Source organism: Pseudomonas trutticola BRTCR10 (assembly GCF_056155105.1).
The window spans coordinates 4,567,163-4,588,729 of sequence record NZ_CM149552.1 but is presented as its reverse complement, the minus strand read 5'-3'; the positions used below and the strand labels follow the sequence as shown (position 1 = coordinate 4,588,729).

The window sequence follows — 21,567 nt, the reverse complement described above, 5'->3', positions numbered from 1 at the left end:
TTTATAGATGGTGGTTATCATCCACCTAACCCTACAGCTCAAGGAGGGCTATGCGATGAATACACGGTGGAAGACCTGTGTTGCTGTAATCCGCACTCTGGCTACCCAACGTGTCACCTACCGATTTCTTGGTTTACTCCTTGTCACTCTTGGAGCTGCTCAGGGAGGTCCCCTCTTCGAAGGTTTTGGGAAGGTCGTGTGCGTTTTACTGGAAGGTTGTGCTGAGTGATCGTGCTGCGGCTATGATGCCACTCTGGTTAAGGCGGCTTGGGTGATTTGAATGGCAGTGTTTGATTTGTACTCTAAGCGTCAAAGACGTTCACGCGGTGAAGTGAATGATGTCTACACCTATGACGCCTTTCCTGACACCTTTCGAGTCCAGCTGACTTATATGATCCAAGATTTATTGGGGGACATGGACAGCTACAACAGTAACTTTCCACCACGAGATGCCTATAGGGAAATCGTGAGGATACTGCGGAAAGAGTACGGCCGGCAGCGCTTAGTCAAGATTCATCATACTGACCCGCTCACGGAGCTGCATAATTTCCTACTCCAAGAGCCGGACATCGAAAAATGTCTTGATGCCATCGAGCTATGTTACGGAGTCGCCGATGGGGTGGCACGCACGCGTACCTATGCGGGTCGAGCAAACGCGAGCACACATGTTGATGCATGTGTAGAAGAGTTGAACGAGAGATTCAAAGAGGCGGGATTAGGGTACGAATTGATTGACTGGCGAATCGTGCGTATAGATTCGCAGCTTCTTCATTCAGAAGTCGTGAAGCCCGCCATTGGGTTCCTCAATGCTGAAAAGTTTTCAGGCCCACGCGAGGAATTCTTGGGGGCATATGATCATTACCGCCACGGCAACCACGAAGAAGCATTGGTCGACGCGCTCAAGGCCTTTGAGAGCACCATGAAGGTCATATTGACCACCAACCAAAAACCCTATGGTGCTGGTGACACCGCTTCGAAGTTGATCTTAGCGTGCAGGGATGCTGAACTCATGCCCGCTTACAACGAAGCCCAACTCCAAGCATTGGTCAATGTTCTCACCAGCGGAATACCTACGCTGAGAAACAAGAACGGTGGACACGGCCAGGGTGAAGAGATTAGGACTGTCGATCCAGAGATTGTCGCCTATGGGTTGCATTTAACGGCTTCCGCAATAGTCATGCTGGCGGGGCTTGAGGCAAAACGCAGGGCCAGTCCTTGAGAATCTGACAGAAAAATCTGAATGACCACCTCAATGTCTTTACAGCCCACAGCTCCCCCCGTGCCACCCTCGCGCCTGAGCCTTATCGTGCGCCCGCATGGGTCCTTATCGCGCACATGCGGGCGCCTCTGGTAGTCGGGCACAAGGTAGCGACAAGGCCTGCACCAAGGCTGTTACAAGGGCCTTTACGACGCCCAATGATCCCGATAGGATGCCCGCTCAGTCTTCATTGCCCACTTTTATGTAAACTTTTACCTAAATTGGATATGATACGCGGCCTAGATTTTTGTAAATCCCATCCAAATTCGGATATTCGCAATGAAAACTGGTAAAGAACTCAAACCCGGTACCGTGATCCGTATCGACAACGATCCTTGGCTGGTTCAGAAAGCTGAATTCACCAAGTCGGGCCGTAACAGCGCGATCATGAAGACCAAGCTGAAGAACCTGCTGACCGGTTACAAGACCGAAACCGTTTACGGTGCGGACGACAAGCTGGACGACGTGATCCTCGACCGCAAAGAAGCGACCCTGTCCTTCATCAGCGGCGACACCTACACGTTCATGGACACCACTGACTACACCATGTACGAACTGAACGCCGAAGACATCGAAAGCGTTCTGCCTTTCGTTGAAGAAGGCATGACCGACGTTTGCGAAGCCGTGTTCTTCGAAGAGCGTCTGGTTTCCGTAGAGCTGCCGACCACCATCGTGCGCGTAGTTGACTACACCGAAGGTTCGGCTCGCGGCGACACTTCCGGCAAAGTCATGAAGCCAGCCAAGCTGAGCAACGGTACCGAGCTGCAAGTTGCTGACTTCATCGAAATCGGTGACAAGATCGAGATCGACACCCGCGAAGGCGGTTCCTACAAAGGCCGTGCCAAATAAGCACTGCTTTTTGCGGAAAGAAAAAGCCCGACCATTGAGTCGGGCTTTTTTGTGCCTGCAATTTCACCTTCAACACCTATCCCCTGTGGGAGCGAGCCTGCTCGCGAATGCGGTGTGACATCCAATGAAGCGTTGTCTGACAGAACGCCTTCGCGAGCAGGGGTTTTGCATTTATCTCAAACGGTGGTGTGCAGGCGCACGTCAACGTTGCCACGGGTGGCGTTGGAGTACGGGCAAACCTGATGCGCCGCTTCAACCAGGCTCTGTGCATCGGCTTGTTCCAGACCCGGCAGGCTGATGTGCAGGTCGATGTCCAGACCAAAGCCGCCAGGGATTTGGCCGATGCCGACGTGAGCAGTGATCGAAGCATCGTCCGGGATTTTACGTTTGGTCTGGCTGGCAACGAATTTCAGCGCGCCGATGAAGCAGGCCGAGTACCCAGCCGCGAACAGTTGCTCAGGGTTGGTCGCCGCGCCGCCAGCACCACCGAGTTCTTTCGGGGTGGCCAGTTTGACGTCGAGGATGTTGTCGCTGGAGATCGCACGACCGTCACGGCCGCCAGTGGACGTTGCGATTGCGGTGTAAAGAGTTTGCATGGTGTGGGCCTCGTAGAGTGTTATGTGTCGCGCTAATTGTTTGCGCGCTAAGTAAGTGCGAGCTGAATGTAGCTCGCTAATATTTTGCGCGCAAGATAAATTTCGGAGAAAAGTGAGAATGCATGACGCGGCGTGGTGCATTACTGCACTGCAAGCATTGATCTAGAGCGCTGTACGGAAAGGAGGCTGACTGTAAAAAAATTCAGTCGGACAAGCATTCATCAGCAAATGAGGACCCTGTGGCAGCCGGGCTTGCTCGCGATAACGGCGTGTCAGTCGAAATCATGACGGCTGACAGGACGCCATCGCGGGCAAGCCCGGCTCCCACAGGTTTTTGTAGGGCAACTGGAATTGAGGGCTCAGACCAGACTGTCTTGCAGGTGGCTGCGCAGGGCTTGCAGTTCTGATTGCAGGTTTTGCAAACGCTCGATCGTGAAGCCGCTGGCACCGAGAATGCATTGCGGGATGCTTCGGGCTTTGGTTTGCAAAGCGCGGCCCTGTTCAGTCAATTCGACAATCACCACTCGCTCATCCTCGCGGCTGCGGGTCCGGCTGAGCAAACCTTCGCCTTCCAGGCGCTTGAGCAGTGGTGTCAGTGATCCCGGATCCGTCAGCAGTCGTGTGCTGATTTCTCCCACGGTCAAACCATCTTTCTCCCACAACACCATAATCGCCAGATACTGCGGATAGGTCAGGCCAATGGCTTGCAGCATCGGTTTGTAGACTTTGGTCATCATCAGCGAAGTGGAATGCAAGGCGAAGCAGGCCTGGTTGTCCAGGAGCAAGTCATCGCAGGTGTCGCGTTCGGAAGTCATGTCAAAGCCTTGATCGGTGATGGGCATGAATCTAGCGCCCGAATGTTTAATGCGCCAGACAATTATCTGGGGCTAGTGCCGGCCAAAATCCCGCTGTAACGCCAGATCCCACGGCGGAACCGGGCTAAAGCGGGTTTTCAGATACTCCAGCAGCAAGCGGCTGCGCGAATTCGTCTGCTGTTCCATCCGCAACGCATAGATCCCGGTGGTCTCTGGTTTCGGCAGGCCGTTTTCGCAAAACAGCGGCAGCAGTTCGCCACGCAGCAGATATTCACTGGCCAACCAGGTCGGCAGATGCGCAATCCCCAGCCCCGCCAACGCGCCGCAGACCAAGGCTTCGGCATTATTGGCGCTCATGCGGATGCGGGCCGGACGGTGCAGTTGCATCTGGCCATCCAGCTCGAAACGCCAAGCGAAGGGCGGGGCGAGGCCGTCCCAGTCCAGACCGTCGTGTTCACTCAATTGCGCGGGATGGCTGGGTACACCGCGATGTTTGAGATAGTCAGGACTCGCGCAGGCGATGCGCACCATGCTCGCCAGTGGCGTGGCAACCAATCGAGTGTCGGCCAGTTGACCGGCGCGCAACACCAGATCGACCTTGCCCAGATTCGAGCCGTGCATGTCGACAAAGCTGTCGATCAGATGCAACTGCACGTCCAATCCCGGATACAAAACCAGAAAATCGGCAATCACCGGTGCCAGGTGTCTGCGTCCGAACGCTGCCGGGGCATCGATGCGAATCAAGCCTTCCGGCGCATTGCTCAGGGAAACCGCTTCGGCTCGGGCCAGTTGCAACTCGGCGACGATCCGCCGTGCCCGCTCGGCAAACGCGAGCCCCGCAGGCGTGGCCAGTACCGCGTGGGTGCTGCGAATAAATAGCTGGCTGCCGACAGCATTTTCCAGGCTATCGATGCGCCGCGCGACCGCCGAAGGCGTCAACGGATGGCGACGAGACGCTGCGGAAAAACTGCCGCTTTCCAGCACATCGAGAAACAGCCCGAGTTGTTCGGTCAATTGATTGGGATTCATGTCATTTCAATGCTTGTGCGAATTCGGCACAGCCATTGTGCGTTGCTGTGCGTTTCCCCACCAGCCGTGACTGCGTAGGATGAATCGCCTGACGTAAGAGGAATTCGGCTGTGATGGAGTTTTTGTTGTATCTGGTTTTCGGCGCCGCCCTTGGCACACTCGGTGGCATCTTCGGCATCGGTGGTGGCTTGATCGCCATTCCACTGCTCGGCGTGTGGTTCGGGCTCGATCAGCAGATTGCCCAAGGCACGGCGCTGGTGATGGTGGTGCCAAACGTGATGCTGGCGCTGTGGCGTTATCACCAACGCAATCGTATTGAATTGCGTCATGCGTTGCCGTTGGCGTCGATGGGATTCTGCTTTGCGTGGATCGGTTCGATCTGGGCTGTGGGTATCGATGCGCAAACCATGCGCATCGGATTTGTCGCGTTTCTCGTTGTGCTGTCGGCCTACAACCTGCTGAAAATGTTCGGCAAGCGCCCGGCACCGACCTCCGAGATGCGTTATTCGTGGCCGTGGCTGGGTGTTCTCGGCGCGGCGTCGGGAACCATGGGCGGGTTGTTCGGTGTTGGTGGGGCAGTGGTCGCGACGCCAGTCTTGACCAGCCTGTTCGGCACCAGCCAAGTCGTTGCCCAAGGTCTGTCGCTGGCGCTGGCACTGCCGAGCACCGGGGTGACGTTGGTGACCTACGCGGTGCATCACGAAGTGGACTGGATGATCGGCCTGCCGCTGGCCATCGGCGGCCTGGCCAGCATCAGTTGGGGTGTGAAAGTCGCCCACGCGATGCCGGAAAAACTTTTGCGTGGGCTGTTCTGCGGGTTTCTGGTGCTGTGTGCAGTGATGCTCGCGTTTAAAGTTTGAAACCTTCGACGATGTGCTCGGCTAGGCATTCGGTGATCGGCGACGGATTGTTCAGGTTGCGGATCAGCATGATGCTGGCCTCGGGCAGCAGTGGCAGATCTTCATCGGCGCCGAGAATGCGCATGTCCGGGGTGATCAGGCTTTCCAGTTGCGCGGTGATCGCCAGACCCGCGCTCACCACCGCCATCAGCGCCGAAAGGCTGGTGCTGTTGTAGGCGATGCGGTATTCGCGGCCCATGGCGTCCAGCGCATTGCAGGCCCACAAGCGGCAGAAACAGTCACTGTTGAACATCGCCAAGGGCAACGGCGTCTGCTCGTGGGCGCTGAAGTTTTGCGCCTCGGCCCAGACGAAGCGCTCCTTGCGCAGCAACTGGCCAATCTCGTTGCCCGGTTCGCGGGTGACAATCGACAGGTCCAGATCGGTACGCTGCAACAACTGTTTGGTCGATTCGCAATGCACTTCGATCTGGATCAGCGGATAGAACTGCGCAAATCGCGACAAGATCCCCGGCAGAAAGCGCATCACGTAATCATCCGGCGTACCGATCTTCACGGTGCCGACCATGTGCGGTTCGCGCAGGGTGTTGAACACTTCGCTGTGCAGCTTGAGGATGCGTCGCGCGTATCCCAGCAGCACCTGGCCTTCAGCGGTCAGGCGCACCTGACGCCCGTCGCGTTCAAACAATTGGCGCTGCAACACGTCTTCTTCCAGACGCTTCATCTGCATGCTCACCGCCGATTGGGTGCGGTTGACCATTTCACCGGCGCGGGTGAAACCGCCCTGATCGGCAATCGCCACAAAGGTGCGCAAGACATCGGTATCGATACTGGGGTAGGCCGACAATTGATGAATCTCCGTGATGCATGCCATCAGAAACATTCGTTGGATTGATCTTAGCGCTGGCGCGAGACTTGAGCCATCCACAACGGAGGTCAACACGATGAAAGGTCAAAGAGAGTATGTAGACGAAGAAAAATTTTCCGGCCATGGCCATATGGTTTCCGACTTGCTGCACAAGTTTAGCCGCTGGTACGAACTTCACCGCGAACGCGAGATGCTCGCCAGTCTGAGCGACGAAGCGTTGAAGGACATCGGGGTCAGTCGTGCCGACGTCGAGCACGAGTCGGTTCGGCCATTCTGGGATGATCCGATGCACAAATGATGAGGCCATCGCTACACAAAACCTTCTGGACTGAGGTAGGTTGCGAGCAGACAAGGAGATGCTCATGCCCGCGACACTGTCCTTTTCCCTCAAACAGGCTCGACGTCTGGCGCTGGCTGCCCAAGGGTTCAACGGGCGCCAGCCGCCGACCGTCAAGGCAACGCACGTCAACCGGCTGATCGAACGGCTGGGCCTGCTGCAAATCGACTCCGTCAACGCTGTGGTGCGCTCGCACTACCTGCCGCTGTTTTCCCGTCTGGGCTCCTATTCTTCCGAATTGCTCGACCAGGCTGCCTGGAGTTCGGGGCGACGTCGCACCTTGTTTGAATATTGGGGCCACGAAGCGTCGCTGTTGCCGTTGTCGATGTATCCGTTGATGAACTGGCGCATGCAGCGAGCCAGACATGGCAGAGGCATCTATCAGCAATTGGCAAAGTTTGGTCTGGAGCAGCAGGATGTTGTTCGCCGGGTGTTGAGTGCGGTCGAAGAGCGCGGCGCAGTGGGTGCGGGCAGTTTGTCGACCCGTGAAGACAAGCCCGGGCAATGGTGGGACTGGAGCGCAGAAAAGCATGCGCTGGAGTGGCTGTTTGCCGCCGGTGAAGTGACCGTGGCCGGGCGCCGTGGGTTTGAGCGTTTGTACGATTTGCCGGAGCGGGTGATTCCTTCCACGATCCTGCAGCAGACATTGCCGGATGAGGCCGAGGCGCAGCGTGGACTGTTAGTGCATGCGGCTGAGGCGTTGGGGGTTGGCACGGAAAAGGATCTGCGCGATTACTTCCGTTTGAGTCCGGCTGACGCGCGTCCGCGTCTGGCCGAGTTGGTCGAGGCCGGGCAGTTGTTGCTGTGCGAGGTCGCCGACTGGCGACAGATCGCCTATTGCCTGCCGGAGCCCAAGGTCCCGCGCAAGGTCACGGCCAGTGCGCTGTTGTCGCCGTTTGACTCACTGATCTGGGAGCGCAGCCGCACTGAGCGATTGTTTGATTTTCGCTATCGGCTGGAGATCTACACGCCGCAGGACAAGCGGGTTTACGGCTATTACGTGTTGCCGTTTCTGCACAATGAGCGGATTGCGGCGCGAGTGGATTTGCGCGCCGAGCGGGCGTCGGGACGGTTGGCGGTACATGCGGTGCATGAGGAGGAGTCGGGGCTGGATGAGGAGGGGATGCTGGCGTTGGCCGTGAATTTGCGGCAGATGGCGAGTTGGTTGGGGCTTGAGCGGGTGCAGTTGAATTGTCAGCGCGAGAGTGCGGGGCGGTTGCGGGTGGCATTGACGCAGATCGGGAGCGACTGAGCGGACGCCATCGCTGGCAAGCCAGGCTCCCACAGTGATCGGTTCGGTCACAGAATCTGTGTACGACGCAAATCCTGTGGGAGCCTGGCTTGCCAGCGATGGGGTCAGGTCAGGCGATAAAGATGTCCAACCTCAGCGGCGGACTTGCTTCAGGGTTTCAGCAATCAGGAATGCCAGTTCCAGCGACTGATCGGCATTCATCCGCGGATCGCAGTGGGTGTGATAGCGATCCGACAAACCATCTTCAGTAATCGGTCGCGCTCCACCAATGCACTCGGTGACGTTCTGTCCGGTCATTTCGATGTGGATCCCGCCGGCATAAGTGCCTTCCGCTTCGTGCACCTGGAAGAACTGCTTCACCTCGCCGAGGATCTGCGCAAAGTCGCGAGTCTTGTAGCCGCTGCTGGCCTTGATGGTGTTGCCGTGCATCGGGTCGGAGCTCCACAGCACTTGCTTGCCTTCACGCTGCACGGCGCGAATCAGTGCTGGCAGGTGATCGCCCACCTTGTTCGCGCCCATCCGTGCGATCAGGTTCAGACGCCCAGGATCGTTGCTGGGATTGAGCACATCGATCAGGCGAATCAGATCGTCGGGGTTCATGCTCGGGCCGACTTTGACGCCGATCGGGTTGTTGACCCCACGCAGGAATTCGACGTGAGCGCCGTCGAGCTGACGGGTGCGGTCGCCGATCCACAGCATGTGCGCCGAGCAATCGTAGTAATCGTTGGTCAGGCTGTCGCGGCGCACAAAGGCTTCTTCGTAGTTCAGCAGCAGCGCTTCGTGGGCGGTGAAGAAACTGGTTTCGCGCAGTTGCGGCGAGCTGTCCATGCCGCAGGCGCGCATGAACGCCAGGGTTTCATCGATGCGGTCGGCGAGGTGGCTGTACTTCTCGGCCAGCGCCGAGTTGGCGATGAAATCGAGGTTCCACTTGTGCACTTGATGCAGATCGGCAAAGCCGCCCTGAGCGAAGGCGCGCAAGAGGTTCAGCGTCGCGGTGGACTGGTGATAGGACTGCAGCAGACGCTCGGGATCCGGTACGCGGCTCTTTTCGTCGAAGCCGATACCGTTGACGATGTCGCCACGATAGGCGGGCAGGGTCACGCCATCGATGGTCTCGTCATTGGCCGAACGTGGTTTGGCGAATTGACCGGCCATGCGCCCGACCTTGACCACCGGGCAACCGGCAGCGAAGGTCATGACAATCGCCATTTGCAGCAACACTTTAAAGGTGTCGCGAATCTTTGCTGCGGAGAATTCGGCGAAGCTTTCCGCGCAATCGCCGCCCTGCAGCAGAAACGCCCGGCCCTGAGTCACTTCGGCAAACTGACGGCGCAGTTCACGCGCCTCGCCGGCAAACACCAATGGCGGGTAGCTGGCCAGGGTTTGCTCGACTTGGCGCAGATGCGCGGCGTCGGGGTATTGGGGTTGTTGCTGGATCGGCAGGGCACGCCAGCTGTCAGGGCTCCACGGTTGGCTCATCACGGTCTCGAGTTTTCTACGCACGGAAGGCCATGGTATCAGCAAATTAGTGCGTGACCTGTTCCTGCCCCATCGCCGACAATTGCCGCTTTGCCACGGCGCCATAGCGGCGTCATCGCGTCACCGCGCCCGGTGACCACCAGGAGACGAAATGACTGAGGAGCGCGTCGAGCTATTGCTCGCCGAAGTACAGGATGAGTTCGGCGTGATTCGCGTGCTGGAAGTGGCCGATTACCGCTTTCTGGAGTTCGGCGATGCCATCGAGCAGAGCTGCGTGTTCACCGCCGACCCGAGCTGGCTGGAGTACGACTACACCCGGGCGATGCTGATTGGTGCGTTGTGTCATGAACAACCGGAGAGTGCGCTGTTCCTCGGGCTGGGTGCCGGTACGCTGACGCAGGCCTGCCTCAGGTTTCTGCCGCTGGAAGATGTCGAAGCCATCGAGTTGCGTCCCGACGTGCCGCGTCTGGCCATCGAATACCTTGGGCTGGATGACGATCCGCGCCTGTACATCCGCGTCGGCGATGCGCTGGAGCTGCTGCCGACGGCGGAGCCAGCGGATCTGATCTTCGTCGACCTGTACACCGACGTCGGCCCGGGAGTCGGGCATCTGGCCTGGAGCTTTCTCGGCGATTGCCAGAAGCGCCTGAATCCGGGTGGCTGGCTGGTGATCAATCAATGGGCCACGGATGACGGCAAGCCGCTCGGTGCCGCGTTGTTGCGCGGGCTCTATCACCGGCATTACTGGGAGCTGCCGGTGAAGGAGGGCAATGTGATTCTGATTGTACCGGCGGATCTGGATCAGGCACTGGACATGCAGGCGTTGACCGCCCGGGCCGAGGCGCTGGCGCCGCAGTTGGGTTATTCGTTGCAGTCGTTGATCAAGGCGATTCGCCCGGCGACTTGAGTCGCCAATAATGCCCCCTTCGCTGGCAAGCCCCACAGAGTTCGCGCCGTACACAAAATGTGTGAACAACTCGGTCACTGTGGGAGCGGGCTTGCCCGCGAAGGCGTCCTGATAGTCACAACATTTTTCAGATCCCTTTGAAGATGCCCGGGCGCCGCTCCACCAACGAGCGCACTCCTTCCTTGGCATCCTCACTGCCCAGCAACCTCTTCACCAGCGCCGGTAACGCCTGCGCCGCCGCCGTCTCGCCCTCATAACGCGCCTGTCGCGCCGACATCAGCGTCGCCTGCACGCCCAGCGGTGCCTGGCGCGCAATGCGCTCGGCCAGTTCAACCGCCCGTGGCAGCAAGTCCTCGCTGGCCATCACCTCCTGCACCAGGCCCAGTCGCAACGCATCGTGCGCGTCGAACTCATCCCCGGTCAGCAACCAGCGCATGGCATTGCCCCATCCCGCCACTTGATGAAAGCGTAAAGTCGCGCCACCAAAAGGAAAGATCCCACGCTGTACTTCCATTTGTGCGAAGCGGGTATTGCTGGCACACAGGTTGATGTCGGCGGCGAGCATCAGCTCGATGCCGATGGTCAGGCAGTAACCCTGCGCCGCAACAATCACCGGTTTGCTCACCCGTGGCCCGACGAAAACACCCCACGGATCGCAACCGCCGGTCGGAACCTGCCAGCCTTGAGCAAGTGCGGTGCTGGCATTCACCAGATCCAGGCCGGCGGTAAAGTGCTCGCCATGGCCGAACACCACCGCTACCCGCGCCTCGCTGTCGGCCTCGAACTCGCCATAGGCCAGGCTCAGGTCATTGAGCAGGTCGAGGTCGAAAGCATTGCGTTTGGCCGCTCGGTCCAGACCGATCAGATGGACATGACCACGACGTTCACGGCTGACGCGGCCGGGGCAGGGCTGATTCATGGATAAATCCTCGGGCGGGAAGGGCGGGTGCAGCGACGGTATGCCGCACATCGGTGAATCGTTTAAGCGTCATCACCCGCAGGGCGGGGCCTTTGAAAAATAGACCTTCGCACGATTATGCGCAAAACCCCGTTACACAGCGGTGACACACGCATTCAGACGATAAAAAAAGCTCCCTTTTTGGGCAAAATCCGGTATAGTGCGCGCCGGCCTTTAACCGGGCCGCGTTTAGGTAGCGCAATTTCCCGAAGTCAGCTTCGGCTGCACGTCCGCATTGCGGGCTCTTCCCGGACGATTCTTTTTTTCATTCATACGTTTTCGCAAATCCCCGCCGACAAAGCTGCCAGGGCGACTCTTGAGTCTCAACACGGCATGCGCAGCTTTGGAGCATGGGTCTTTGCGGATGCACTTAGAGGCAGACCCATGACCCAGGAAACCGGCGGATTCGCCGCTTTTAATCTTAACCCGAATATTCTTGCAGCCGTCGCAGCGACCGGCTACGAAGAGCCTTCGGCGATTCAGCAGCAATCGATCCCGATCATCATGGCCGGCCAGGACATGATTGGCCAGGCGCAAACCGGTACCGGTAAAACCGCCGCGTTCGCACTGCCTATTCTGCACCGCATCGATCCTGCCAAGCGCGAACCGCAAGCCCTGATCCTGGCGCCAACCCGAGAGTTGGCGCTGCAAGTAGCAACCGCTTTTGAAACCTACGCCAAGCAAATGCCAGGCGTTACCGTTGTCGCCGTTTACGGCGGCGCGCCGATGGGCCCGCAGCTCAAGGCTATCCGTAACGGCGCACAGATTGTTGTCGCCACTCCGGGTCGTCTGTGTGACCACCTGCGTCGCGACGAGAAAGTCCTGTCGACCGTGAACCACCTGGTTCTCGACGAAGCTGACGAAATGTTGAAGCTCGGCTTCATGGATGACCTGGAAGTCATCTTCAAGGCTCTGCCAGCGACCCGTCAGACCGTTTTGTTCTCGGCTACCCTGCCGCAGTCGATCCGCGCCATTGCCGAACGCCACCTGCGCGATCCGCAACACGTCAAGATCCAGACCAAGACTCAAACCGTTACCGCGATCGAACAGGCTCACCTGTTGGTTCACGCTGACCAGAAGACTTCGGCCGTTCTCAGCTTGCTGGAAGTGGAAGACTTCGACGCGCTGATCATGTTCGTGCGCACCAAGCAAGCAACTCTGGACCTGGCCAGTGCCCTCGACGCCAAAGGCTACAAAGCCGCTGCGCTGAACGGTGACATCGCCCAGAACCAGCGTGAGCGCGTCATCGACTCGCTGAAAGATGGCCGTCTGGACATTGTTGTGGCGACCGACGTAGCTGCTCGTGGTCTGGACGTTCCGCGTATCACTCACGTGTTCAACGTGGACATGCCGTACGATCCTGAGTCCTACGTGCACCGTATCGGCCGTACCGGCCGTGCCGGTCGCGAAGGTCGAGCACTGCTGCTGGTGACTCCGCGTGAGCGCCGCATGCTGCAAGTGATCGAGCGTGTAACCGGTCAGAAGGTTGCTGAAGTTCGCCTGCCGGACGCTCAGGCCGTTCTCGATGCGCGCATCAAGAAGCTGACCAACAGCCTGTCGCCGCTGGTTGCTGATGCCGAATCGACTCACGGTGAGTTGCTCGATCGTCTGACCGCTGACATCGGCTGCTCGCCGCGTGCTCTGGCTGCTGCGCTGCTGCGCAAGGCTACCAACGGTCAAGCGCTGAACCTGGCAGCGATCGAGAAGGAGCGTCCACTGGTGCCGAACAACGCACCGCGTGGCGACCGTCCTGAGCGTTCCGGTGATCGTCCGGATCGTGGTGATCGCGAGCGTCGTGCGCCAATGCCTTTGGGCGAAGGTCGTGCTCGTTGCCGTACCGCGCTGGGTGCGCGTGACGGTATCGCTGCGAAAAACCTGCTGGGCGCCATCCTCAACGAAGGCGGTCTGGCCCGTGAAGCGATCGGTCGCATCCAGGTGCGTGACAGCTTCAGCCTTGTCGAGCTGCCGGAAGATGGTCTGGACAAACTCCTGACCAAGCTGAAGGACACTCGCGTTGCTGGCAAGCAGTTGAAGCTGCGTCGCTATCGCGAAGATTGATCGGCCCTTGGGCTGATTGATCGAACATAAAAAATCCCCGACTGGTTCGGGGATTTTTTTTGCCTGCTGTTTGGGTTTATACAAAACCCTGTGGGAGCTGGTTTGCCAGCGATCGCGTTAGCCGAAACGATAAATATCCATGCCCAGCGCACCCATGGTGAAGCCTGTATGCGCCACGCTGAACTCGCCTCCCGCACCCCGCGCAAAATACAACGGCAACAAATGCTCATCACTCGGATGGCTACGCACTGCATTTGGTGCCTGCTGGCGGTAATCATGCAGGGCTGCTTCGTCATCGGCCGCAAGCTTGTCGATCACCCAGTCACGGAAGTCCCGCGCCCACGGCTCGACGCTCTCTGGACCGGCGTGCCAGTCCAGCTCGCGCAGATTATGGGTGATGCTGCCGGACCCGATCAGCAGAATCCCTTGTTCGCGCAGGCCGGCCAACGCACGGCCAACCCGGGTTTGCAGCGCGGGGCCACCGCGACTCGGCAGCGAAACCTGTACCACCGGAATATCCGCCTGCGGGTACATCAGCGACAACGGCACCCACACGCCGTGATCGAACGGTCGTTGCGGATCAAGACGTGCCGGCAGGTTGCTGGCGCTCAGCAGATGGGCGACTTCAGCAGCCAGTTGTGGATCACCCGGCGCCGGGTACTGCACTTCGAACAGTGCCCGGGGGAAGCCGCCGAAATCGTGCCAGGTCTCGGGTTGCGGATGGCTGCTGACCAATAGTTCGTGGCTCTCCCAGTGTGCGGAGACAATCACGATGGCTTTCGGCCTGGGCAGTTCGGCAGCCAGTCGCGTCAATGCCGGGCCGCTGGCGCCGGGTTCCAGCGCAAGCATGGGTGAACCATGAGAAATAAACAGGCTGGGAAACATGATGGGTTCCTGAGCGTTAAGATGGCCCATCTTCAGTCAGATCATTGATCTAAATCTAATATAAGTTTTAACGCTTTTTGATCGATTTTTTGGGAGTGATACATGCAGCCTGAGTTTTGGCACAAGAAGTGGGAATCGAACCAGATCGGCTTTCATCAGCCCGAGGTCAACCCGTATTTGCAGCGGCACTGGCCGGATCTGGCGGTTGCAGCGCAGGCTCGCGTGCTGGTGCCGTTGTGTGGGAAAAGTCTGGATTTGCTGTGGCTGGCCGGGCGCGGCCATCAGGTGCTGGGCATCGAACTGTCGGAAAAGGCCGTCGAGGATTTTTTCAGCGAGCAGCATTTGCAACCTGAAGTCAGCGAAGACGGCGCGTTCAAGGTCTATCGCGCGGGAGCTATCGAGTTGTGGTGCGGTGATGTCTTTGCGTTAAAGGCCGAGGATGTCGCTGATTGCACGGCGCTGTACGACCGCGCCGCGTTGATCGCGTTGCCGCCAGCGATGCGTGAGCAATACGCGGCGCATTTGCTGAGTATCTTGCCGGAAGGCTTGCAGGGTTTGCTGATTACGCTGGACTACGATCAGGCGCAGATGCCCGGGCCACCGTTTGCCGTGCCGGATGCTGAGGCGCAGCGCTTGCTGGGGAATGACTGGCAGGTCCAGAAGCTGGAAGATCAGGATGTGCTGGGCGAGAGCTGGAAGTTCTTGCAGGCTGGCGTGACGCGGCTGGAGGAGCGGGTTTATCGGGTTTCCGGGCGGTAGAATTTTACTGGAATTGCCGGCCCCATCGCTGGCAAGCCAGCTCCCACAGTGATCTGTGGTGTATCGGAAATACTGAAAACCTCCTGGACCCTGTGGGAGCTGGCTAACCAGCGATGGGGCCATCAGGAACATCCCGTTAATCAAGCCAACAAAAAAGGCCCGCATCACTGCGGGCCTTTTTCATTGTTTCATCGGTTGAATCAACCGCGACGACGCAAGGCGTCAATACGCTCTTCCAGCGGTGGGTGGCTCATGAACATGCGGGCGAAGCCCTGTTTGATGCCACCGTTGATGCCAAACGCATTCAGGGTGTCCGGCATGTGTACCGGCAGGCCCTGTTCGGCGCGCAGACGCTGCAGAGCGCCAATCATTGCGCTGGTACCGGCCAGGCGAGCACCGGCTTCGTCGGCGCGGAATTCGCGTTTGCGCGAGAACCACATGACGATCGCGCTGGCCAGGATGCCCAAGACCAGTTCAGCGAAAATGGTTGCCACGTAATAGGCGATGCCCTGACCTTCTTCGTTCTTGAAGATCACCTTGTCGACGAAGTTGCCGATGATCCGCGCAAAGAACATCACGAAGGTGTTCACCACGCCCTGGATCAGCGCCAGAGTGACCATGTCACCGTTGGCCACGTGACCGATTTCGTGGGCCAGCACGGCTTTCACTTCGTCTGGCGAAAAGCGTTCGAGCAGGCCCTGGCTGACCGCGACCAGTGCGTCGTTCTTGTTCCAGCCGGTGGCGAAGGCATTTGCTTCGTAGGCCGGGAATATACCGACTTCGGGCATCTTGATCCCGGCTTCGCGGGACAGTTGCTCGACAGTTTGCAGCAGCCATTGCTCATGCCGGGTACGTGGCTGGCTGATGATCTGGGTGCCGGTGCTCATCTTCGCCATCCACTTGGAGATGAACAGCGAGAACAGCGAGCCGGCGAAACCAAAGACCGCACAGAAAACCAGCAGCTGACTGAGGTCGAGATCAACCCCGTTGGCCGCCATGAACCCGTTGAAGCCGAACAGGCTCAGGGTGATGCTGGCTATCAGCACGACCGCCAGGTTAGTGGCCAAAAACAGCAGGATGCGCATCATGGTTGTAGAAATCTCCTCAAGCTAAAGATGTAGCGTACTGCGGGGTATATAAGGTGCTGCACCGGGCTATTCAACCGAGTGACTATTTCAAACTGTGTCCTACAGCGGTTTCCTCGGCGCACGACCCATTTCCCACGACAGACTCCGACACGGACGACGGACAGCCGCGACCCGTCGCCATTGCGTCAGACGCAAGTGACGGGTACGAATCGCAAGTGTAGAAGGCGCGCGGAGGCGGGGAACGCAGAAGTGTTGCTGAATCAGACAGTGCGCAACGTTCGGGCCGTTGCGCACTGATGGGCAGTTACTGGCGGTAGGACTTGAGGAAGTTGCCGATACGACCGATAGCCATTTCCAGATCATCGACGCGGGGCAGGGTGACGACGCGGAAGTGGTCTGGCCACGGCCAGTTGAACGCGGTGCCCTGCACCACCAGCAATTTCTCGGAGAGCAGCAGGTCGAGGACGAATTTCTCGTCGTTGTGGATCGGGCAGACCTTCGGGTCGATCTTCGGGAATGCATACAGCGCGCCCATCGGCTTGACGCAGCTCACGCCCGGAATGTCGTTGAGCAGCTCCCAGGTGCGATTGCGCTGTTCCAGCAGGCGGCCCTGCGGCAACACCAGATCGTTGATGCTCTGATAACCGCCAAGCGCGGTCTGGATCGCATGCTGGCTCGGCACGTTGGCACACAGGCGCATGTTGGCGAGCATGTCGATGCCTTCGATGTAGCTCTGGGCATTGTGTTTCGGCCCGGAAATCGCGATCCAGCCGGAGCGGAAACCGGCCACGCGATAGGACTTCGACAGACCGTTGAAGGTCAGGCAGAGCAGGTCCGGGGCCAGCGAAGCGGTGCAGATGTGTACGGCGTCGTCATACAGAATCTTGTCGTAGATCTCGTCGGAGAACACCACCAGATTGTGCTGACGGGCCAGTTCCAGCATGCCCAGCAACACTTCCTTCGAATACACCGCGCCGGTCGGGTTGTTCGGGTTGATGATCACCATCGCCTTGGTGTTCGGAGTGATCTTGGCCTTGATGTCGGCCAGGTCCGGGAACCAGTCGGCGCCTTCGTCGCACAGGTAATGCACGGCGTTACCACCGGCCAGACTCACGGCAGCGGTCCATAGCGGATAATCCGGGGCCGGCACCAGCACTTCGTCGCCGTTGTTGAGCAGGGCCTGCAACGACATCACGATCAGCTCGGACACGCCGTTACCCAGGTAGATGTCTTCGATGCCGACACCTTCAACATTTTTTTGCTGGTAGTACTGCATCACCGCCTTACGCGCGCTGAACAGGCCTTTGGAGTCGCTGTAGCCTTGCGCGGTCGGCAGGTTGCGGATCACATCCTGAAGGATTTCGTCCGGCGCTTCGAAACCAAACGGCGCGGGGTTGCCGATGTTCAGCTTGAGGATGCGCTGACCTTCCTCCTCCAGACGTTTGGCGTGCTTGAGCACCGGGCCGCGAATGTCGTAGCAGACGTTGGCGAGCTTGTTCGATTTGCTGAACTGCATGGCGATGTGATCCCGAAAATGAACGATCCAGGCGGCGGATGGACAACCGTACTGGGATTCCTGCGTCTTCACACAGGCGAAGTCTTGCGCCTTGGCGCCGAGAATCCGTTTGAATGCGCCCGGTCTGGCTGCCAGACTGGCGCGTGACGAGGCGCAATCATACGTGCCGCCCGATCCGTGGAAAAGGTACAGATCGGGCTTTTTCAGCCGCTGAGGTGTGATGATGGAAAAGTTGCAAAAAACCCTGGAAGAATGGAAAGCCATGCTCGACCCCGAGCAGTACAACGTGTGCCGTCTGAGCGCCACCGAGCGACCGTTCTCCGGCAAATACAACGACACCAAGACCGATGGTGTCTATCACTGTGTCTGCTGCAACGAAGCGCTGTTCGATTCCAAGACCAAATTCGATTCCGGCTGCGGCTGGCCGAGCTTCTACGCGCCGATCGGTGAAAGTGCCATGACCGAGATCCGCGACACCAGCCACGGCATGATCCGTACCGAAGTGAAATGCGCCCGCTGCGATGCACACTTGGGGCACGTGTTCCCGGACGGCCCGGCGCCGACCGGTTTGCGCTATTGCATCAATTCGGTGTGCCTGAATCTCGAACCACGCGAGTAATTGAGTGGGCGACCTGCGGGTCGCCTTTCGGATAATTAAATTGCGCACAATTTAATTGCTCGCTATGTTTGGCCTTTCCCGATAACCCGCGGAGCCGACCCATGAGCGACAACCTGCTGAATATCCCTGTCACCAATATCAAGGGCGAGCAAAAGACCCTCGCCGATTACGCTGGCAAAGCGGTGCTGGTGGTCAACACCGCCAGCAAGTGCGGTTTCACTCCGCAATACAAAGGTCTGGAAGAGTTGTGGCAGACCTACAAGGATCAGGGCCTGGTGGTGCTGGGTTTCCCGTGCAACCAGTTCGGCAAACAGGAGCCGGGCAACGAGGGCGCGATCAGCGAGTTCTGTGAGCTGAACTACGGCGTCAGCTTCCCGCTGTTCAAGAAGATCGAAGTCAACGGTGCAGGCGCCCATCCGCTGTTCGTACAACTGAAAAAACGTGCTCCGGGCGTGCTCGGCTCGCAAGGCATCAAGTGGAACTTCACCAAGTTCCTGATCGGCAAGGATGGCCAGTTGGTCAAGCGCTTTGCCCCTGCTACCAAGCCGCAGGATCTGAGCCGCGAGATCGAAGCTCTGCTCAAATGAATAAACTGTCGGTTGATTCGCTGAAGCTCGACAGTCAGTTGTGCTTCAAGTTGTACGCCGCTTCGCGGGCGGTGATTCGTGGCTACAAGCCGATGCTCGATCAGCTCGGCCTGACGTACCCGCAATACCTGGCCATGCTGGTGTTGTGGGAGTGGCAGGACAGTGCGCCGGAGCAGCCGACGGTCAAGGCCTTGGGTGAGCGTCTGGCGCTGGACTCCGGCACGCTGACGCCGTTGCTCAAGCGCCTGGAGCAGTTGCAACTGGTTCAGCGTCAGCGTTCGGCGCGTGATGAGCGTGAAGTGCATCTGAGTCTGACACCTGCCGGGCTGGCACTTCGCGAACAGGTCGGGCCGCTCAAGGCGCGATTGCTTTGCGACAGCGGGGTGGACCTGGACCAGCTCAATGCCTTGCGCGACGGTCTCGATCAACTGCTCGGGCAGATCAAGGCGCTGTCGTAGGCGCAATCCACTGATCCAGCAGGGCCGCCAATTCTTCACGGCGGAACGGCTTGGCCAGATAGTCGCTCATGCCCGCCGCCCGGCAGCGCTCGCGTTCTTCGGACATGGCGTTGGCGGTCAGGGCAACGATCGGCAGGTTTGGCCAGCGTCCGCTCTGGCGGATTTGCCGGCTCGCTTCGTAGCCGTCCATCACCGGCATATTGCAGTCCATCAGCACCAGATCGAAGGCGTGATACTCCAGTTGATCCAGCGCTTCGGCGCCATGGGCGGCGACGACGACATCACAGCCGAGTTTACCGAGCATGCCTTTGGCCACCAGTTGATTGACCGGGTTGTCCTCGACCAGCAGCACTTTTCCGCGGCGTACCAATGGCGTCGTTTCCAACTGCGTATCGTTGATGGTGGCGACCTCGGGATGCAGGGTCCGTCGCAGATTCTGGTAGAGCGCATTACGCGCCAACGGTCGCGCCTGTTGCTGCAGAGGGGCGAGCGCCGCCGCTTCTTCGCTGGGCAGAAAACTGCCATAGGCAGTTACCAGCAAGATGGGCGCGGTGAGGGTTGGACGCAGCCCGAACAGGCACTCCGGACAATCGGTAATCAGCACATCTGGCGTCAGCCCCAACAGCGAGTCGTCGATCGTGCGTTGTTCGTATTCAAGTCCCCAGACCGGCAGCAGACTGCGGAGCAACTCCGCCAGACCGCTGCTGGCTGCGGTAATGGCGAGAACTTTGCCGTGCAGCTGCGTCGGCGGCAGAGCGCGGGTATGGCAGGGCAGTGGCAGTTCGGCGCAGAACTGGCTGCCGAAGCCGGTCTCGGAGCTGATGGTCAGGCGCCCCTGCATCGCTTCGCAAAGGTTGTAAGTCAGCGCCAGTCCCAGCCCGGTGCCGCCGTACTGGCGGGTGATGCCGGCACCCGCCTGGGTGAACGGCTGGAAGATTTTCACCTGGGCTTCCTGCGCGATGCCGATACCGGTGTCGCAGACCTCGATTCGTACGCCATCCTTGTAGGTCGACAAGCGCACATCCACCCGGCCGAAACGGGTGAATTTCAGGGCGTTGGACAGCAGATTGCTGACGATCTGCCGAACCCGGGTCGGATCGCCCAGCACCAGCGCCGGAAAGTGCGGATCGATCAGGCAGGTCAACTCGACGCTGGGCGCCGCGTTCTGCGACAGCAGGTTGGCGGTGTCTTCGATCAATGAGCCGAGATCGAAGGGAATGTGCTCAAGCTCCAGTTGCCCTGCGTCGAATTTCGACAGGTCGAGAATGTCGTTGAGCAACTCCACCAGCACCTTGCCTGAGTCGTGGGCGATCGACAGTTGTTGCTGCTGTTCGGCATTCAGTGGCCCGTCGAGCGACAGCGCGATCATCCCCAGCAGACCGTTGAGCGGTGTACGGATCTCGTGACTCATGTTGGCGAGAAATGCCGAGCGTGCTTCAGCCATTTCCAGCGCGGTGCTGCGGGCGACTTCGAGTTCCTGATTGGATTGGCTGAGCCGGGCGTTGATCGCCTTGAGTTCGGCGGTTCGCGCCGAAACGATGTTTTCCAGTTGGCCGAGGTAGTCGGTCAGACGGTTTTCGGCATTGCGTCGCTGCTGGATCTCGGTGGCGATGTTCTCGAATTGCTGATTGGCGACTTTGACCAGTACGCCGATTTCATCATTGCCGTGGCCGCTCGGGCATTCCAGCGTGGTCGGTTCGGCGCTGCGCGGATCACGCCCGCTGAGTTCGCGGATCACCCGCACCAGCGGTTTGGTCAACATCACGTAGAACAGCGCCAACAGGATGCCGGTGAGGATCAGGCTGCGGGCGAAACCGTTGAGCAGGGTGACTTCGGCGCGACGCAGAAAGCGGCTGCCGAACGCATAGGTGTCAACCTCAAGGCTCAGGACTCCCAGCGATTCATTGGGCAGATGATCCAGATACAGGCGATCTTCGAATTGGCGCTTGGCGCCGAACAGGAAGTCGCTGATCAGCCGATAGCCGCTTTGCAGCTCGGGACGTTTGACGCTGGCCAGCACGGTATTGTTGTTGTCGGTCAGTTGCGCAGAAATGATGGCCGGGGAACGTAACAGGCCCAACGTGAGTTCTTGAGCCAGTTCGGCATCGATGTTGTAGGCGATGCGTGATGCCGGGTTATGGCTGATTTCCAGCAAAGACAGGATTTCACGGTTGATGGAGGCGTCTTCACTGGCATAATCGATGCCGATTTGCAGCAGGCTGAGCAGCGTGCCCAGAATGAACCCGACCAGCACAGTAAGCCTGGCTTGCTTGTACGACAGCCGGTGGGTGAATTTGATATCCATGGGGTGTTGAACCACTTCCGTTTCCCTTCGCTGCTCAAGCATAGTCGATCATGTATCGATACCGAGGTTCCCGAATCGCCTTGTAAC

The 21,567-nt window shown here is 58.9% G+C and carries 22 protein-coding genes; 12 read left to right on the top strand and 10 right to left on the bottom strand.

From position 1 onward, the window contains the following. Window positions 1-7 precede the first annotated feature (7 nt). The 3 genes from ACVVH8_RS20765 to ACVVH8_RS20755 all read left to right on the top strand — a co-directional run bounded on the left by ACVVH8_RS20765 (window position 8) and on the right by ACVVH8_RS20755 (window position 2,107). A complete protein-coding gene (locus tag ACVVH8_RS20765; RefSeq protein ID WP_475226039.1) occupies window positions 8-229 on the top strand; it encodes a gp19.5 family protein in 222 nt (73 codons plus the stop codon). Window positions 230-280: 51 nt separating this feature from the next. Next, the gene (locus tag ACVVH8_RS20760) at window positions 281-1,219 is read left to right on the top strand and encodes an STM4504/CBY_0614 family protein (protein ID WP_475226036.1); all 939 of its coding nucleotides are present in this window, start codon (window positions 281-283) and stop codon (window positions 1,217-1,219) included. A gap of 318 nt (window positions 1,220-1,537) precedes the next feature. Then, entirely contained in the window at window positions 1,538-2,107 is a 570-nt protein-coding gene (locus ACVVH8_RS20755; protein ID WP_025113141.1) for an elongation factor P, read from the top strand. Window positions 2,108-2,283: 176 nt separating this feature from the next. Here the strand turns inward: ACVVH8_RS20755 and ACVVH8_RS20750 are convergent, their stop codons facing one another. The 3 genes from ACVVH8_RS20750 to ACVVH8_RS20740 form a co-directional block, all read right to left on the bottom strand. Next, entirely contained in the window at window positions 2,284-2,703 is a 420-nt protein-coding gene (locus ACVVH8_RS20750; protein ID WP_007964807.1) for an organic hydroperoxide resistance protein, read from the bottom strand. 359 nt (window positions 2,704-3,062) lie between these two features. Then, window positions 3,063-3,518 carry a MarR family winged helix-turn-helix transcriptional regulator gene (locus tag ACVVH8_RS20745; protein WP_475226034.1) on the bottom strand — a complete coding sequence of 152 codons (456 nt, stop codon included), beginning with the start codon at window positions 3,516-3,518 and terminating at the stop codon, window positions 3,063-3,065. A 72-nt stretch (window positions 3,519-3,590) separates the two neighbouring features. Next, window positions 3,591-4,547, bottom strand: a complete 957-nt coding sequence (locus ACVVH8_RS20740) for a LysR family transcriptional regulator (protein WP_213026204.1) — start codon at window positions 4,545-4,547, stop codon at window positions 3,591-3,593. Window positions 4,548-4,657: 110 nt separating this feature from the next. Here ACVVH8_RS20740 and ACVVH8_RS20735 point away from each other — a divergent pair, with 110 nt between their 5' ends. Then, window positions 4,658-5,407, top strand: a complete 750-nt coding sequence (locus ACVVH8_RS20735) for a sulfite exporter TauE/SafE family protein (RefSeq protein WP_177431413.1) — start codon at window positions 4,658-4,660, stop codon at window positions 5,405-5,407. Here ACVVH8_RS20735 and ACVVH8_RS20730 read toward each other — a convergent pair. Continuing rightward, on the bottom strand, window positions 5,397-6,251 hold the full coding sequence (locus ACVVH8_RS20730; RefSeq protein WP_177431414.1) for a LysR substrate-binding domain-containing protein: 855 nt from the start codon (window positions 6,249-6,251) through the stop codon (window positions 5,397-5,399). The two genes, ACVVH8_RS20735 and ACVVH8_RS20730, sit on opposite strands and share 11 nt — an antisense overlap. Before the next feature lie 97 nt (window positions 6,252-6,348). On the opposite strand from ACVVH8_RS20730, the gene ACVVH8_RS20725 reads away from it, so the two are divergent. Further along, window positions 6,349-6,570, top strand: a complete 222-nt coding sequence (locus ACVVH8_RS20725; RefSeq protein WP_103304745.1) for a DUF1127 domain-containing protein — start codon at window positions 6,349-6,351, stop codon at window positions 6,568-6,570. A 64-nt stretch (window positions 6,571-6,634) separates the two neighbouring features. Continuing rightward, entirely contained in the window at window positions 6,635-7,861 is a 1,227-nt protein-coding gene (locus tag ACVVH8_RS20720) for a winged helix-turn-helix domain-containing protein (RefSeq protein WP_475226032.1), read from the top strand. A 132-nt stretch (window positions 7,862-7,993) separates the two neighbouring features. Here ACVVH8_RS20720 and ACVVH8_RS20715 read toward each other — a convergent pair whose 3' ends face one another. Beyond that, on the bottom strand, window positions 7,994-9,340 hold the full coding sequence (locus tag ACVVH8_RS20715; RefSeq protein ID WP_103304747.1) for a class II 3-deoxy-7-phosphoheptulonate synthase: 1,347 nt from the start codon (window positions 9,338-9,340) through the stop codon (window positions 7,994-7,996). Between the two features lie 151 nt (window positions 9,341-9,491). On the opposite strand from ACVVH8_RS20715, the gene ACVVH8_RS20710 reads away from it, so the two are divergent. Next, a complete protein-coding gene (locus ACVVH8_RS20710) occupies window positions 9,492-10,247 on the top strand; it encodes a spermidine synthase (RefSeq protein WP_103304748.1) in 756 nt (251 codons plus the stop codon). A gap of 127 nt (window positions 10,248-10,374) precedes the next feature. Here ACVVH8_RS20710 and ACVVH8_RS20705 read toward each other — a convergent pair whose 3' ends face one another. Next, on the bottom strand, window positions 10,375-11,166 hold the full coding sequence (locus ACVVH8_RS20705) for a crotonase/enoyl-CoA hydratase family protein (protein WP_213026202.1): 792 nt from the start codon (window positions 11,164-11,166) through the stop codon (window positions 10,375-10,377). A gap of 423 nt (window positions 11,167-11,589) precedes the next feature. On the opposite strand from ACVVH8_RS20705, the gene ACVVH8_RS20700 reads away from it, so the two are divergent. Continuing rightward, the gene (locus tag ACVVH8_RS20700) at window positions 11,590-13,263 is read left to right on the top strand and encodes a DEAD/DEAH box helicase (RefSeq protein ID WP_103304750.1); all 1,674 of its coding nucleotides are present in this window, start codon (window positions 11,590-11,592) and stop codon (window positions 13,261-13,263) included. A 117-nt stretch (window positions 13,264-13,380) separates the two neighbouring features. Here ACVVH8_RS20700 and ACVVH8_RS20695 read toward each other — a convergent pair whose 3' ends face one another. Beyond that, window positions 13,381-14,148 (bottom strand): DODA-type extradiol aromatic ring-opening family dioxygenase, encoded by a 768-nt coding sequence (locus ACVVH8_RS20695; protein ID WP_475226029.1) that lies wholly within the window; start codon window positions 14,146-14,148, stop codon window positions 13,381-13,383. A 102-nt stretch (window positions 14,149-14,250) separates the two neighbouring features. Here ACVVH8_RS20695 and ACVVH8_RS20690 point away from each other — a divergent pair, with 102 nt between their 5' ends. Continuing rightward, window positions 14,251-14,907 (top strand): thiopurine S-methyltransferase, encoded by a 657-nt coding sequence (locus ACVVH8_RS20690; RefSeq protein ID WP_475226027.1) that lies wholly within the window; start codon window positions 14,251-14,253, stop codon window positions 14,905-14,907. Between the two features lie 200 nt (window positions 14,908-15,107). On the opposite strand, the gene htpX is transcribed toward ACVVH8_RS20690, so the two are convergent. Both htpX and ACVVH8_RS20680 read right to left on the bottom strand, forming a co-directional pair. Continuing rightward, window positions 15,108-15,995, bottom strand: coding sequence for a protease HtpX (gene htpX, locus ACVVH8_RS20685; protein WP_007908619.1), 888 nt, complete (start codon window positions 15,993-15,995; stop codon window positions 15,108-15,110). Between the two features lie 304 nt (window positions 15,996-16,299). Further along, window positions 16,300-17,511 carry a pyridoxal phosphate-dependent aminotransferase gene (locus ACVVH8_RS20680; protein ID WP_103304753.1) on the bottom strand — a complete coding sequence of 404 codons (1,212 nt, stop codon included), beginning with the start codon at window positions 17,509-17,511 and terminating at the stop codon, window positions 16,300-16,302. Window positions 17,512-17,734: 223 nt separating this feature from the next. Between ACVVH8_RS20680 and msrB the strand changes: the two genes are divergently transcribed. The 3 genes from msrB to ACVVH8_RS20665 all read left to right on the top strand — a co-directional run bounded on the left by msrB (window position 17,735) and on the right by ACVVH8_RS20665 (window position 19,175). Further along, complete coding sequence (gene msrB, locus ACVVH8_RS20675) at window positions 17,735-18,130, top strand: peptide-methionine (R)-S-oxide reductase MsrB (protein ID WP_103304829.1); 396 nt, start codon at window positions 17,735-17,737, stop codon at window positions 18,128-18,130. Window positions 18,131-18,231: 101 nt separating this feature from the next. Continuing rightward, window positions 18,232-18,717, top strand: coding sequence for a glutathione peroxidase (locus tag ACVVH8_RS20670; RefSeq protein ID WP_315445871.1), 486 nt, complete (start codon window positions 18,232-18,234; stop codon window positions 18,715-18,717). After that, entirely contained in the window at window positions 18,714-19,175 is a 462-nt protein-coding gene (locus ACVVH8_RS20665; RefSeq protein ID WP_103304755.1) for a MarR family winged helix-turn-helix transcriptional regulator, read from the top strand. The genes ACVVH8_RS20670 and ACVVH8_RS20665 overlap by 4 nt, the downstream gene beginning before the upstream one ends. On the opposite strand, the gene ACVVH8_RS20660 is transcribed toward ACVVH8_RS20665, so the two are convergent. Then, window positions 19,159-21,480: a hybrid sensor histidine kinase/response regulator gene (locus ACVVH8_RS20660; protein ID WP_213026199.1), complete on the bottom strand. Its 2,322-nt coding sequence runs from the start codon at window positions 21,478-21,480 to the stop codon at window positions 19,159-19,161. The genes ACVVH8_RS20665 and ACVVH8_RS20660 overlap by 17 nt on opposite strands. Window positions 21,481-21,567 lie beyond the last annotated feature (87 nt).

Excerpts from the sequence above, each read along its gene's own strand:
- ACVVH8_RS20765 (WP_475226039.1), top strand. The coding sequence starts at position 8 with ATGGTGGTTATCATCCACCTAACCCTACAGCTCAAGGAGGGCTATGCG.
- ACVVH8_RS20760 (WP_475226036.1), top strand. The coding sequence starts at position 281 with ATGGCAGTGTTTGATTTGTACTCTAAGCGTCAAAGACGTTCACGCGGT.
- ACVVH8_RS20755 (WP_025113141.1), top strand. The coding sequence starts at position 1,538 with ATGAAAACTGGTAAAGAACTCAAACCCGGTACCGTGATCCGTATCGAC.
- ACVVH8_RS20750 (WP_007964807.1), bottom strand. The coding sequence starts at position 2,703 with ATGCAAACTCTTTACACCGCAATCGCAACGTCCACTGGCGGCCGTGAC.
- ACVVH8_RS20745 (WP_475226034.1), bottom strand. The coding sequence starts at position 3,518 with ATGACTTCCGAACGCGACACCTGCGATGACTTGCTCCTGGACAACCAG.
- ACVVH8_RS20740 (WP_213026204.1), bottom strand. The coding sequence starts at position 4,547 with ATGAATCCCAATCAATTGACCGAACAACTCGGGCTGTTTCTCGATGTG.
- ACVVH8_RS20725 (WP_103304745.1), top strand. The coding sequence starts at position 6,349 with ATGAAAGGTCAAAGAGAGTATGTAGACGAAGAAAAATTTTCCGGCCAT.
- ACVVH8_RS20720 (WP_475226032.1), top strand. The coding sequence starts at position 6,635 with ATGCCCGCGACACTGTCCTTTTCCCTCAAACAGGCTCGACGTCTGGCG.
- ACVVH8_RS20715 (WP_103304747.1), bottom strand. The coding sequence starts at position 9,340 with ATGAGCCAACCGTGGAGCCCTGACAGCTGGCGTGCCCTGCCGATCCAG.
- ACVVH8_RS20710 (WP_103304748.1), top strand. The coding sequence starts at position 9,492 with ATGACTGAGGAGCGCGTCGAGCTATTGCTCGCCGAAGTACAGGATGAG.
- ACVVH8_RS20705 (WP_213026202.1), bottom strand. The coding sequence starts at position 11,166 with ATGAATCAGCCCTGCCCCGGCCGCGTCAGCCGTGAACGTCGTGGTCAT.
- ACVVH8_RS20700 (WP_103304750.1), top strand. The coding sequence starts at position 11,590 with ATGACCCAGGAAACCGGCGGATTCGCCGCTTTTAATCTTAACCCGAAT.
- ACVVH8_RS20695 (WP_475226029.1), bottom strand. The coding sequence starts at position 14,148 with ATGTTTCCCAGCCTGTTTATTTCTCATGGTTCACCCATGCTTGCGCTG.
- ACVVH8_RS20690 (WP_475226027.1), top strand. The coding sequence starts at position 14,251 with ATGCAGCCTGAGTTTTGGCACAAGAAGTGGGAATCGAACCAGATCGGC.
- htpX (WP_007908619.1), bottom strand. The coding sequence starts at position 15,995 with ATGATGCGCATCCTGCTGTTTTTGGCCACTAACCTGGCGGTCGTGCTG.
- ACVVH8_RS20680 (WP_103304753.1), bottom strand. The coding sequence starts at position 17,511 with ATGCAGTTCAGCAAATCGAACAAGCTCGCCAACGTCTGCTACGACATT.
- msrB (WP_103304829.1), top strand. The coding sequence starts at position 17,735 with ATGGAAAAGTTGCAAAAAACCCTGGAAGAATGGAAAGCCATGCTCGAC.
- ACVVH8_RS20670 (WP_315445871.1), top strand. The coding sequence starts at position 18,232 with ATGAGCGACAACCTGCTGAATATCCCTGTCACCAATATCAAGGGCGAG.
- ACVVH8_RS20665 (WP_103304755.1), top strand. The coding sequence starts at position 18,714 with ATGAATAAACTGTCGGTTGATTCGCTGAAGCTCGACAGTCAGTTGTGC.
- ACVVH8_RS20660 (WP_213026199.1), bottom strand. The coding sequence starts at position 21,480 with ATGGATATCAAATTCACCCACCGGCTGTCGTACAAGCAAGCCAGGCTT.